Origin of the sequence: Streptomyces griseorubiginosus (assembly GCF_036345115.1) — a bacterium.
In the GTDB taxonomy this organism is placed as follows: Bacteria; Actinomycetota; Actinomycetes; order Streptomycetales; family Streptomycetaceae; genus Streptomyces; species Streptomyces griseorubiginosus_C.
In genome coordinates, this window is record NZ_CP107766.1 from 8,824,580 (window position 1) to 8,836,580 (window position 12,001).

At 72.2% G+C, this 12,001-nt stretch carries 12 protein-coding genes; 9 read left to right on the top strand and 3 right to left on the bottom strand.

Annotation, left to right across the window (positions count from 1 at the left end):
- The first annotated feature begins 68 nt into the window (after positions 1-68).
- The 8 genes from OHN19_RS39730 to OHN19_RS39765 all read left to right on the top strand — a co-directional run bounded on the left by OHN19_RS39730 (position 69) and on the right by OHN19_RS39765 (position 8,411).
- A complete protein-coding gene (locus OHN19_RS39730) occupies positions 69-1,067 on the top strand; it encodes an aldo/keto reductase family protein (protein ID WP_330268854.1) in 999 nt (332 codons plus the stop codon).
- Positions 1,068-1,928: 861 nt separating this feature from the next.
- Positions 1,929-2,699: a DUF5995 family protein gene (locus tag OHN19_RS39735; RefSeq protein WP_330268855.1), complete on the top strand. Its 771-nt coding sequence runs from the start codon at positions 1,929-1,931 to the stop codon at positions 2,697-2,699.
- 143 nt (positions 2,700-2,842) lie between these two features.
- Positions 2,843-3,643, top strand: coding sequence for a DUF899 family protein (locus OHN19_RS39740; protein WP_330268856.1), 801 nt, complete (start codon positions 2,843-2,845; stop codon positions 3,641-3,643).
- Positions 3,644-3,745: 102 nt separating this feature from the next.
- Entirely contained in the window at positions 3,746-4,822 is a 1,077-nt protein-coding gene (locus OHN19_RS39745) for a MerR family transcriptional regulator (protein ID WP_330268857.1), read from the top strand.
- A gap of 150 nt (positions 4,823-4,972) precedes the next feature.
- Positions 4,973-5,662, top strand: a complete 690-nt coding sequence (locus tag OHN19_RS39750; RefSeq protein WP_330268858.1) for a GAF and ANTAR domain-containing protein — start codon at positions 4,973-4,975, stop codon at positions 5,660-5,662.
- Between the two features lie 183 nt (positions 5,663-5,845).
- A complete protein-coding gene (locus tag OHN19_RS39755; protein WP_330268859.1) occupies positions 5,846-7,315 on the top strand; it encodes a purine-cytosine permease family protein in 1,470 nt (489 codons plus the stop codon).
- Entirely contained in the window at positions 7,312-7,854 is a 543-nt protein-coding gene (locus OHN19_RS39760; protein WP_330268860.1) for a cysteine hydrolase, read from the top strand. Before OHN19_RS39755 ends, OHN19_RS39760 begins: the two co-directional genes overlap by 4 nt.
- 158 nt (positions 7,855-8,012) lie before the next feature.
- Positions 8,013-8,411 carry an SseB family protein gene (locus OHN19_RS39765; RefSeq protein ID WP_330268861.1) on the top strand — a complete coding sequence of 133 codons (399 nt, stop codon included), beginning with the start codon at positions 8,013-8,015 and terminating at the stop codon, positions 8,409-8,411.
- A gap of 251 nt (positions 8,412-8,662) precedes the next feature.
- Here the strand turns inward: OHN19_RS39765 and OHN19_RS39770 are convergent, their stop codons facing one another.
- A complete protein-coding gene (locus tag OHN19_RS39770) occupies positions 8,663-9,643 on the bottom strand; it encodes an AraC family transcriptional regulator (RefSeq protein WP_330268862.1) in 981 nt (326 codons plus the stop codon).
- A gap of 157 nt (positions 9,644-9,800) precedes the next feature.
- Here OHN19_RS39770 and OHN19_RS39775 point away from each other — a divergent pair, with 157 nt between their 5' ends.
- Entirely contained in the window at positions 9,801-10,541 is a 741-nt protein-coding gene (locus OHN19_RS39775) for a VOC family protein (RefSeq protein WP_330268863.1), read from the top strand.
- 52 nt (positions 10,542-10,593) lie between these two features.
- On the opposite strand, the gene OHN19_RS39780 is transcribed toward OHN19_RS39775, so the two are convergent.
- Both OHN19_RS39780 and OHN19_RS39785 read right to left on the bottom strand, forming a co-directional pair.
- A complete protein-coding gene (locus tag OHN19_RS39780) occupies positions 10,594-10,983 on the bottom strand; it encodes a MarR family transcriptional regulator (RefSeq protein WP_330268864.1) in 390 nt (129 codons plus the stop codon).
- A gap of 64 nt (positions 10,984-11,047) precedes the next feature.
- The gene (locus OHN19_RS39785; protein ID WP_007380018.1) at positions 11,048-11,398 is read right to left on the bottom strand and encodes a VOC family protein; all 351 of its coding nucleotides are present in this window, start codon (positions 11,396-11,398) and stop codon (positions 11,048-11,050) included.
- Positions 11,399-12,001: the final 603 nt, after the last annotated feature.

Genomic DNA, 12,001 nt, shown 5'->3' on the forward strand with positions numbered 1-12,001 from the left:
GACCTGGGTAGCCGTGGAGGGCTCACACTGGAACAGCCCGGACCACGCGCCGCCCCGAAGGAGCCCCCATGCGGTACCGCACACTCGGCAGCTCGGACCTGGAGGTCTCGGAGATCTCCCTCGGCTCCTGGCTCACCTACTCCGGCGGCGTCGAGGCCGACGCGACCCGCGCCTGCACCGAGGCGGCCTTCGACGCGGGCATCAACTTCTTCGACACCGCGAACGCGTACGGCAGGGGAGCGGCGGAGACCGCCTGGGGCGAGATCCTCTCGGCCCACCCGCGCGACTCCTACGTCCTGGCCACCAAGGTCTACTTCCCGATGTCGGACGACCCGGCCGACCGGGGCCTGTCCCCGCAGCAGATCGCACAGCAGATCGACGCCTCCCTCACCCGCCTGAGGACCGACCACGTCGACCTGTACCAGGCCCACCGCTTCGACCCCACCGTGCCGATCGAGGACACCGTGGAGGCGTTCCAGAAGGTGGTCGCACAGGGCAAGGCCCGCTACATCGGCTTCAGCGAGTGGACCCCCGAGCAGATCCAGACGGCGATCGAGCTGGCCGGGCCCGGGCTGTTCGTCTCGTCCCAGCCGCAGTACTCCATGCTGTGGCAGGCGCCCGAGGCGGAGGTGTTCGACCTCTGCGCCGCCCATGACATCTCCCAGATCGTCTGGTCGCCGCTCGCCCAGGGCGTCCTGACCGGGAAGTACAAGCCGGGGCAGCCGGTGCCGGAGGGCAGCCGGTTCGCCTCGGCGGACATGGCGGTCTCGCAGGACCTCGTCTACAGCGACGCCATCCTCGAAGCGGTCCAGCGGCTCGTCCCGATCGCTGAGGAGGCGGGCCTGAGCATGCCCACCCTCGCGCTCGCCTGGGTCCTGCGCCGCAGGGAGGTCGCCTCCGCGATCACCGGCGCCTCCCGCCCCGAGCAGGTCCACGCCAACGCGGCCGCGTCGGGGGTCGACCTGCCCGAGGACCTGCTGACCGCCGTCGACCAGGCCCTCGGCGACGTCCCCGTCACCGAACCGACCCTCGCTCCGGGGGCGGAGCCGGGCATCAAGCGCCGCTGAGAAGGGGCCGGGAGGCGGGGGCTGTTCGATCCCCGCCGCACCGACGGCACGTCCATCCAGGCCCCGTGGCATCGACGGCACGCGCATCCGGGCCCCGTGGCATCGGCGGCACGTCCATCCGGGCCCCGTGGCATCGGCGGCACGCGCATCCAGGCTCCGTGGCATCGGCGGCACGTCCATCCGGGCCCCGTGGCATCGGCGGCACGCGCATCCAGGCCCGCCGTACCGACGGCACGCGCATCCGGGCGCTCGCCGTGCTCGGCGGCCGTGTTTCCGTCGGCGACGGCAACCTCGCGGCGCATGCCGCGGGTGGCGGTCGCGACCTCGCGGTGCCTGTCCCCGCCGACGGCCGCCGCCCCCGTTGGCGTGCGGTGAGCGGTGGTCGCCACCTCGTCGTGTCGGTTGCGCGGGCGGCCGCGACCTCAGTCCTCCGCCTCCGCGGTGCGCGTCTCGCGCAACGCGTCCGCCAGGGGGCATGCTGCGAGTGGCCGCCGCGAGTTCGTCATGTCCGTTTCCGCCGATGCCCGCCGCCCCGTTGGCGCGCCGCGAGCTGCGGTCGCAACCTCGTCGCGATCGGCGGCCCCGACTCCTCGCTCACCCCGACCGGCGGCCCCGACCCCGTCGCCGTCACCGCAGCCGGCCGCACCCACCCCAACCCTGCTCACCGCAGCCGACCGCACCCACCGCAACCCTGCTCACCGCAGCCGGCATCCACCGCCCCCGCCCCGCCTGCACCCCGCTCACCCCCACCCGCCGACCTCCCGCACCGCACGACCGGATCTTCTTCCGGCAGGCGGTGGTACAACGAGGTTGTGATCGGCGCTGCGGGCTCAACGTGGGTCCGTCGGAGGGGAGTTGGGCATGGCGGCACAGAACATCGACGACGTCGTGGACGGGCTTGCCGGGATCGTGGGGGAGGCCACGCGCTCCGGTGACCGGCTCGGCTACTTCGCGGCGCTGTACCGACAGGTGACCGTGGAGGTGCGCACGGCCATCCACGCCGGGCTCTTCGACGACGGCCCCCGGATGGACCGTTTCGACACGCACTTCGGCAACCGCTACTTCGAGGCGTACGACGCCTGGCGCCGTGACCGCGGCGGACCGCGGTGCTGGCGCGAGGCGTTCGGGCTGCTCGACGACACCGACACCGTGATCGTGCAGCACCTGCTGCTCGGGGTGAACGCCCACATCAACCTCGACCTCGCCGTCGCCGCCGCGCGAACCGCCCCCGGCGCGGACATCCAGGCGCTGCGGGGCGACTTCCTGCTGATCAACGACATCCTCGCCCGCGTGGTCCTGGCGGTGCAGGACTCCATCGGCGAACTGTCGCCGTTCATGTCGCTGCTGGACAAGGTCGGCGGCCGCACCGACGAGCGGATCCTCGACTTCAGCGTCCGCCAGTCCCGCGAGGAGGCCTGGTACAACGCCGTCCTGCTGGCCGGCCAGAACGACCAGGAGCGCGAGGCCACCCTCGAACGGCTCGACGTCCGAGCCACCGTCCTCGCCCGGTTGACGGCCCGCCCGAGCGGTCTCGTCCGACCGGCCCTGGAACTGATCCGGCGAACCGAGAGCGATGACGTGCCGGCCGTCATCACCCACCTGGACCACGCCATGGACCGGGCCTCCGCGTGACCGCGTGGGCGCTGGGAACCGACGGACCGGTGAAGTGAGAAGTGAAGTGTCCCGTGCGAGCGCGATGAGTTCGGGCCGGGCCGGGAGTCTGTTCAGGTGACCGTCGTACGAAGCGCGCCCTGCCCGAGACCCCCGGAGGACACATGACCACCACCCCGGACGACCAGACCCCGACCCCGCCCCCGACCCCCGCGCTGCCCGGCCGCCCGCCCGTGGTCGACCTGGCCACCTGGCAGCGTGCCCGGGATGAACTGCTGGTCCGCGAGAAGGCCCATACGCGGGAGGGCGACGCCATCGCCGCGGCACGCCGGCGGCTGCCGATGGTGGAGTTCGACGGCACGATCGAGGTCGTGGGACCCGACGGCCCCGTCCCGTTCCTCGACCTGTTCCAGGGGCGCGACGAACTCGTGGTCTACAAGCACATGTGGTACGACGGCGCGCCGCACCAGGGCCAGTGCGAGGGCTGCACCACCACGGCCTGGCACCTCAAGGACGCCGTCTACCTCAACGCCCGAGGCGTCTCCTTCGCCGTCCTGACCTCGGGACAGGCGGACGAGGTGGCTGCCTATGTCGCGTTCATGGGCTACACCCAGCCCTGGTACTCGGTGCGTGACGCGGCCCCGCCGGTCGGCGGCGACATGGGGCACCTCACCGCCTTCCTCCGCGACGGCGACCGCGCGTTCCTCACCTACTCCACGACCGGCCGGGGCAACGAGCGGGTCAACGGGTCCATGGGCCTGCTCGACATGACGCCCTACGGACGCGGCGAGGTGTGGGAGGACAAGCCGGAGGACTGGCCCGAGGGGCTCGCCGCGTGCTGGTCCTGGCGCTCGGACGCGGACGGAAAGCCGACGTGGGGCCCCACCAGCCGCCCCGTACCCCAGTGGACCCGCCCCGACGCCACCCCGGTGGACACCCTCGGCCGCCGGGGCCACCACCACTGACCCCGGATCCGCTGCCGCCGAGAAGGGAAGCCGTGCGCCTCACATCCCGGGTTTGACCCTCGACCTTGTGCAGGGCCCAGAGTTCCGGGTGTGGAGAACGACATGCGCAGCATTGGTGAGACGGCCCGGGACAGCGGGCTGGGTGTGAGCGCCCTGCGGTTCTACGACCGTGCCGGTGTGCTGGTGCCGGCCTGGGTGGATCCGGTCAGCGGATACCGCTGGTACGAGCCCGGCCAGCTGGACGAGGCCCGGCTGCTGGCGCGCCTGCGCAGGGCCGGGATGCCGCTGGCGGACATCCGCCTGGTGCTGGCCGGATGGTCCGGCCCGGACACCGGGCTGGTCCGCAAGCTGCTGGACGCGCACCTGGGCCGTCTCGAACAAGGGCTGTCCGACGCCCGCGAGGAGTTCTCCGCGCTCCGTGCCCTGCTCGATCACCGGGAGAACACCATGACCTCGTCCCAGACCGTCGCCGTCCGGCTGTCCCTCGCCGCCCCGGAGCTGGCGGCCGCGTTGGATGCCGTACGTTTCGCCGTAAGCACGGACCGGGAGCTGCCGATGCTCGGCGGGATCCTGTTCGACATCGAGGGCGAGAGCCTCGATGTCGTGGCCACCGACCGTTACCGCATGGCGATCGCGCGGGCCGGCATCGCCGGGCACGAGGGCGGCCGGGTGCAGTTCGTCGTGCCCACCCCGCTCGCCGACGCGATGCGGGCGCTGCTGGACGGCGAGGCAGCGGTGGCGCTGTCCGTCGACGGTGACCGCGTGACCTTGGAGAGCGGGGACCGGCAGGCGTCCGGCCCGCGCCTCGGCCACGACTTCCCCGACTACCGGCGGCTGGTCCCGCGGACCGCCGGGCGCCGCGTCCTCGTCGAGGCGGCCGCGTTCCGGCGGGACCTGGAGACCGGCCCCGTGCGCTCCGGTGAGGACGGGGCACCAGCGCTCAGCGTGCTCAAGGCTCAGGGCGACGGCACGGTGACCCTGCACACCGACGCCGACGGCGACCCGGACCGTGTGGCGGTCAACCGTGACTTCCTCCTGGACGCGATCGACGCCTTGGCCGCCGGCTCCCACGACCGACTGGCCCTGGAACTCGTCACTCCCACGGCACCGATCACGATCCGCCGCCCCGACGACGAGGCGACCCTCTCGATGCTGATGCCGGTCCGTATCGACGACTGACCGTCCCGCAGTCGCCCGTCCGTGAGGCCGGGGCCAGGAGCGCCGACGCGCCCCGCGGGCACCGGATCGCGGCCGGTCGTCGGTCCTCCCGACTGTGAGGATCGCGGAGGTGCGGGTAGAGGTCCTCTGTCGGCAGGAGTGGAGGACGTCTTGGACTGGAGTCGGTTCGCCCAGCAGATGGCGGCGATGGCCCGTGATCTTCTGGCGCAGGAGTCGGTGACCGACACCCTGGGCCGGATCAGCGCCTCGGCCACGGAACTCGTGGAGGGCTGCACCTCGGCCGGGGTCCTGGTGCTCCACGACCGGAAGGTGGAGACCCTCACCGCCACGGACCAGCTCGTCATCGACAGCGACCGGTTGCAGGAGCAGCTGGCGGAAGGTCCCTGCTTCGACGCCGCCCGCACCTCCCTGGGCGAACGGACCTTCCGGATCTCCGACCTCACGACGGAGAGCGAGCGATGGCCGGTGTTCGCTCCGCGGGCCCGTGCCCTCGGCGTGGGCAGCATGATGGGGTTCCTGCTGTTCACGGAGGACGACGACCTCGGCGCCCTGAACCTGTACTCGCATGAGCCGGGCGCGTTCACCGAGGCCAGTGAGCTGGCCGGCTGGCTGCTCGCCTCGCACGCGGCGGTCGCCCTGTCCGCCGCCCGCACCTACGCCCAGATGGAGCAGGCCGTCGCGACCCGCCATGTGATCGGTGAGGCGATGGGCATCCTCATGGGCAGCCACCGCCTCACCGAGGACCAGGCCTTCGACGTCCTGCGACGCTATTCGCAGGACAACAACGTCAAGCTCCGTGAGGTGGCCCGCCAGGTCTGCGAGAAGGGCACCCTGGACTGACCCGCCGCGGCCTCCCCGGCTCGTTGCTGAACCGGAGAAGCCTGGCCGGGCCGGCTCCCATGGGCGCGCCGACACACCCGGCCTGCGCATCAAGTCCCCATCCCGGCGCAAGCTACTCCTGATTGACGCCCGCCTCGGCCCTGCCTACCGTCGCCCCAACACATCTGAACAGGCAGGTCGACGATGACAGAGTCCTCGGGTCCCCCCGACAGCAGATCCACCGCCCGGCAGCTCCAGGTGGAGACGCACGGGCTGGACGTGATCGGCGACGCCGAACGCAAGGGCACCCCACGCACCCTGTTCTGGCCGTGGTTCGGCGCCAACGTGTCCGTCCTGGGCCTCAGTTACGGCTCCTTCGCGCTCGGCTTCGGGATCTCCTTCTGGCAGGCACTGGCCGCCGGGGTGGTCGGGATCGTCTTCTCGTTCCTGCTGTGCGGCTTCGTCGCCGTCGCCGGCAAGCGGGGTTCCGCCCCGACGATGGTGCTCAGCCGCGCCGCCTACGGAGTGCGCGGCAACCGGCTGCCGTCGGTCGTCTCCTGGGTGCTCACCGTCGGCTGGGAGACCGTGCTGTGCGCGCTGGCCACCCTGGCCACGGCGACCGTCTTCGGGCGGCTGGGCTGGGGCGGCGGCACCGGGACCCAGGTGATCGCGCTGATCGTGGTCGCGGGGCTGACGGTCGTCGGCGGGGTGATGGGCTTCGACCTGATCATGCGGCTCCAGACCGTGATCACCGTGGTGACGGGCGTCCTGACCGTCGTCTACGTCGGTCTCGTCGCCGACCACATCCACTGGAGCACCGTCAGTGCCCTGCCCGCGGGCTCCGCGCAGGAGTTCATCGGCGCGCTGGTCTTCATGATGACCGGCTTCGGCCTCGGCTGGGTCAACGCCGCCGCCGACTACTCCCGCTATCTGCCCCGGACCTCGTCGAGCCGGGGCGTGATCGGCTGGACCACCTTCGGCGCCTCGGTGGCCCCACTGCTCCTGCTGGTCTTCGGCCTGCTCCTCGCGGGCTCCTCCACCAAGCTCAGCGCCGCCGTCGCCGCCGACCCGATCGGCGCGCTCACGATCCTCCTGCCCACCTGGTTCCTGGTGCCCTTCGCCGTCGTCGCGGTCCTCGGGCTGGTCGGCGGAGCCGTCCTCGACATCTACTCCTCCGGCCTCGCCCTGCTGTCCGCGGGCCTGAGGATCCCGCGCCCGCTGGCCGCGCTCGTCGACGGCGTCCTGATGATCGCCGGCGCTATCTACATCGTGTTCTTCGCCGACGACTTCCTCGGCCAGTTCATGGGCTTCCTCACCACCCTCGGCGTCCCCATCGCCGCCTGGTGCGGGATCATGCTCGCCGACCTCGCCCTGCGCCGCCGCGACTACGACGAGGCCGACCTCTACCGCCCCGGCGGCCGCTACGGCGACGTACCGCCCGGCCCGCTGATCCTCACCGTCCTCGCCACCGCCCTCGGCTGGGGCCTGGTCACCAACTCGGCCGCCGGCTGGCTGGACTGGCAGGGCTATCTCCTGGACCCCTTCGGCCTGGGCGGCAGGTCCGGGGCGTGGGCGTACGCCAACCTCGGCGTGCTGGCCGCGCTCGCGGTCGGCTTCCTCGGCACGCCGGCCCTCGGCCGCGGCCGGGTCCGCGCCCAGGAGGACGTCGTATGACGAGGGGACGGCTCGCCGTCATCGACATGCAGCGCGTCTTCGCCGAGCCCGACAGCCCCTGGGCGGCCCCGCGCTACGGCGAGGCGGCGGCGGGCGTACGACGGCTGCTGCCGGTTTTCGCCGACCGGGTCACCTTCACCCGCTTCGTCGCCCCCGCCGAGCCCACCGGCGCCTGGCGGGCGTACTACGCGCGGTGGCCCTTCGCTCTCCAGCCGCCGGACGCCCCGCTGTGGCGGCTCACCGACGACTTCGCCGACCGGGCGCCCCACGTGCTGGACGCCCCCACCTTCGGCAAGTGGACCCCGGAACTCGCCGCCCTGGTCGACCCCGAGGGCCGTCTGGTCCTGGCCGGGGTCAGTACCGACTGCTGTGTCCTGTCCACCGCCCTCGCCGCAGCCGACGCCGGGGTCGAGACGTGGGTCGTGTCCGACGCGTGCGCCGGAGCGGACGACGACTCGCACCGCAAGGCGCTGCACGTGATGGCGCTGTACGGTCCGCTGATCCGGGTCGCCACCGTGGACGAAGTGCTCGCCGCCTGATGTCACCGCACGCCGGGCCGCCCGCGGAGGACATCGCACTGATTCCCTGACACCCCGCACGCATGCTCTCGGCACGCTCGGGTACGCGAGCAGCACCGCGCCCTGGGCGATCATGCCTGCGGGCGGGCCGCACGACCGCCGCTACCAGGGGATCTGCCATGGACACACCCGCCAACGACCACACCGCGACACCGGCCCAGCGGGCGCTGGACGCGCTCACGCAGAACACCGAGGACACGACGGCGCTGGACACGCTCGCGACCAGCGAGGTGCTCATTCCGGTTCCCGACGACGCCGCCGACGAGGACACCACCGTGGCGCTGCCCGTGCTGGAACAGCAGGACGGCGGCGCTCCCGTGGTGCCCGTGTTCACCTCCGAGACGGAGATGGCCGAGCTGCTGCCGTTCGTCTCCCGCTACCGTCTGGTGCCGCTCGGCGCGCTCGCCGCGCAGTGGCCCGACGGCGATCTGTCGCTGTCCATCGACGCCAGCTCGACGCATCCGCTGACCCTGACGTCCGAGGGCGTGCGCACGCTGCTGGCGCGGCCGCAGGGCTGACCACGCAGTGGGGCCCGGCCACCACATGCGACGGAGGGGGAGCGGCCGGGCCCGCAGAGGGGTGCGGACCTGCTCCCGCCGCCGCACCCCGGTTCTCGCACGCGGAACAGAAGATGAGCGGCGCCGACCCTGCTCATCCCAGTGCGCGCTGCGATCGCCGTGACCCGACCATAGGACCGATCCGAGGGGCCGTCGCTCCGGAATGCGTGGCGCATGTCCGCAAAACGCGGCGGATCGGCGGACGCGACGGCTCACACGGCGCGCAGGGTCTGCGAGGGCGACTCCCCGAAGCGCTCCCGGTACCGGTGCGCGAAACGGCCCAGGTGGACGAACCCCCACTCGTGGGCCACGTCCGTCACGGTCGTCGTTCCCGGCGCCGCCGCCCGCAGCTGCCGGTGCACCCGCTGGAGCCGCACCTCGTGGACGTAGGCCATCGGCGACATGCCCACATGCCTGCGGAAAGCTTCCTGCAGGGTGCGCAGACTGACCTGCCCGATGGCCGCGAGCCGGTTCGCGTCGTACGGCTCCGCGGGCAGTTCCTGTACGGCGTCCATGACCCGCTTGACCGACGCCGGACGCATCGGCGGGGGAGGGGCCTCCAGCGCCTCGCGGAAGGTGTGGTCCGTGGCGAGCAGCATCCCCTCCAGGAGGGTCTGCTCGAGACGGCCGCGGATCATGGGGTGGCTCAGCAACCCGTGCGGGACGTCCCGCTCCAGCAGGTTCCACATCGCGAGCCGCATCCAGCTCAGCCCCGGCCCGCGGGAGACGTCCATGTACGGCCCGAAGCGCGGCGGACGGCGCACCGACCGGCCGAGCAGCACCTCCAACTGCCGTAACAGGGCCGCCTTGTCGACCTTCACGGTGAGGGCCTGGCAGTCCGCGGACCAGGTGTCGATGTGGATGTTCCGCGCCGGATCGAAGACCAGGGCCCGCCCGCTGGTGGCGAACTCCACCTCTCCACGCCCTTCTTGGACGCTGAAGCAGCCGCCGAAGGGCACGGCGACGTGATAGACGCCGGGTTCGCCGAAGCTCATGCGCATCTCGGTGCCGAACCGCACGTCTCCCACGGTGAGCGCGCCGAGCTCGACGAGGTTGAGCCTCGTGGCGAACTGCGAGGCCTGTCCGGCCAGTTCGAGCCGCAGGTCGTAGTAGTGGGCCGCGATCGCGTCGTGCGCCTCCTCCAGGGAGACCGTCGCGTAGCTGTGGAACTCGGCGGCGCGGTCCTCTTCCACGGCCAAGGCGTCCTCAGCCCCTTCCCCGCTCGGCGTCTGCTGTTCAGCATGACCCCGGGGACGGCCACTCATGCCGGGCGGGAGCGGCCCGGATCGCTTGGTGCCTCCGGTGGAATCGGCCGGCCTCGCTTCGGTGCGGCTGCATAGGATCGTCGGCATGGCGCTGCGACCGGTTCAGGTGAACATCAAGGCTGTCGACGCTCCGGTGGTCGGCCGGTTCTGGGCGGAGACGCTCGGCTGGACGGCGTACAGCCCCGGTGTGACCACCTATGTGGGCCCCGCCGGAGGCCTCGTCTGGCCGGACCCGGTCGCCCTCGGCATCGACGTGGTCCCCGTGCCGGAGCGCAAGTCGCCGACGAAGAACCGCACGCACCTCGACCTGGCGACCGACTCCCCGGCCCACCAGGCGGATTTGGTGGCGCGCCTGAGGGCTCTCGGTGCGAGACCCGCCGATGTGGGCCAGGGGGACGTGCCGTGGACGGTGCTCGCCGACCCGGAGGGCAACGAGTTCTGCGTGCTGGAACCCCGGGAGGTCTACCGGGACACCGGACCGATCGCCGCGGTGGTGGTGGACTGCGTCGATCCGCGCGCCATGGCGAGCTTCTGGGGCGAGGCCCTGGACTGGACCCTGCACGAAGTGACCGACGACCAGGCGGTGTTGCGCTCCGACAGGGGCGTCGGCCCGTATCTCGAGTTCCTGCGCTCGTCCGACGGGAAGCCCGTCCCGGACCGCGTCCATCTCGACCTGCTGCCGTACCCCGGTGACGACAAGGCGGCGGAGGTGGCCCGGCTGCGGGACCTCGGCGCCACCGACCTCGACCTCGGCCAGGGGGACGTCCCCTGGACGTGCCTGTCCGACCCCGAGGGTCATGAGTTCTGCGGTCTGGCCCTGTCCTGAGGCGCACCTGGCCAAGGCCTGTCCGGCGGATCGTGCCGGCGTCGAGGGGGCGCTAGCCGTCCAGCGTCCGCGACAGGACCTCGCGCTGGAGCGGCAGCACCTCCGCGTGCAGGTCGCGGCCCTTGCGGGTGAGGGACACGTACACGCCCCGCCGGTCCTCCACGCACACCGAGCGCTCCACGAGGCCGTCCTTCTCCAGGCGGCCGATCAGCCGGGACAGCGCGCTCTGGCTCAGGTGCACCCGGCCGACGAGGTTCTGCACCCGGCACTGGTCGCCCTCGCGGGGGGACTCGGTGGCGAGGATGTCGAGCACCTCGAAATCGCTCGCGCCCAGCCCGTGCGGGTGCAGCACGCGGTCGATCTCGCAGATCGTGCGCGCGTGCACCGACAGGATGTCCCGCCACCGTTCCTCAAGGCCGGTCCCGACCGTGTTCACCGCCATAAGTGAACGGTAACACCGATCCGGCCATTCGTTGAGTATGCAACTAGTGCATGCGCAAGGAAGGTCAGGCCTGGGGGTCCTGGGTGATCCCCACCAGGTTGCCGTCCGCGTCCTTGACGAAGGCGATCAGCTTGCCGCCGCCGACGTCCTGGACGTCCTGGAGGGTCTCCGCCCCGGCCGCCACCAGCGCGGCGAGGGTCGCCCGGATGTCGTCCACGTGCCAGTAGGGGACCGGCCCGGTCATGCCGCGGGCGTGTCCGTTCGGGTCGAGGCCAACGTCCTGTCCCGCGTCCTTGAAGCCGACGTAGTACGGCTCGTCCGCGTAGGGCTCCACCCCCAGCAGTGCGCTGAACAGGGCCTTCGCTGCGGCCAGGTCCTTGACGGGGTAGATGATCGTCTTGAGTCCCGCGGTCATGGTGTGCTCCTCCGTGCGGTGATCCCGACGCGCTCCGTCGGTGGTCTCACGCTAGGCCGGAGGAGGGGGGAACCGCTTCTCCGATCCTGACCGGACGGCGGCTGCGTGGAGCGAGGGGGTAGGGGGGTGGGGTTTCTCGTTGGCGTGCCGGGGGCGTTCTCGGGTCGGCGGCGTGTGGGCGGACCGGGAGGGGGTGCATTCTGCCCGGCCTCGGCGTCGGCTGCCCGGTTACGGCGTAGACGTTGGTGACTTGGACCGGTACACCGCGCCCGCCCTCACCGGCTGTCCTCTGCGCCCTGACCAGGCACCCGTGCTCTGTTCCCGACCCCACACCCTGGCCCCCGCGCTGCCGCGATCTCAGCCCTCAGCGCGTCGCTGCTCCCACCGCGACACCGACGGCGGTCACCAGCCCGGTCCCGCGGAGCAGCCCTGAACGCCCCGCGGCTGTTTGCCGTGCTCGGCGCGCTCGCCAGCCTGGCCCCGCGGAGCAGCCCCGAACGCCACGCCCGCCCGTCGCTCCACGCGCGCTCGCCAGCCCGGCCCCGCGGAGCAGCCCTGAACGCCCCGCGCCTGTTTGCCGTGCCCCGCGCGCTCCTCAGTCGC

Coding starts and splice junctions, on each gene's coding strand:
- OHN19_RS39785 (WP_007380018.1), bottom strand. CDS start 11,398: ATGACCGCGGGACTCAAGACGATCATCTACCCCGTCAAGGACCTGGCC.
- OHN19_RS39730 (WP_330268854.1), top strand. CDS start 69: ATGCGGTACCGCACACTCGGCAGCTCGGACCTGGAGGTCTCGGAGATC.
- OHN19_RS39765 (WP_330268861.1), top strand. CDS start 8,013: ATGGACACACCCGCCAACGACCACACCGCGACACCGGCCCAGCGGGCG.
- OHN19_RS39760 (WP_330268860.1), top strand. CDS start 7,312: ATGACGAGGGGACGGCTCGCCGTCATCGACATGCAGCGCGTCTTCGCC.
- OHN19_RS39740 (WP_330268856.1), top strand. CDS start 2,843: ATGACCACCACCCCGGACGACCAGACCCCGACCCCGCCCCCGACCCCC.
- OHN19_RS39755 (WP_330268859.1), top strand. CDS start 5,846: ATGACAGAGTCCTCGGGTCCCCCCGACAGCAGATCCACCGCCCGGCAG.
- OHN19_RS39780 (WP_330268864.1), bottom strand. CDS start 10,983: ATGGCGGTGAACACGGTCGGGACCGGCCTTGAGGAACGGTGGCGGGAC.
- OHN19_RS39745 (WP_330268857.1), top strand. CDS start 3,746: ATGCGCAGCATTGGTGAGACGGCCCGGGACAGCGGGCTGGGTGTGAGC.
- OHN19_RS39735 (WP_330268855.1), top strand. CDS start 1,929: ATGGCGGCACAGAACATCGACGACGTCGTGGACGGGCTTGCCGGGATC.
- OHN19_RS39775 (WP_330268863.1), top strand. CDS start 9,801: ATGGCGCTGCGACCGGTTCAGGTGAACATCAAGGCTGTCGACGCTCCG.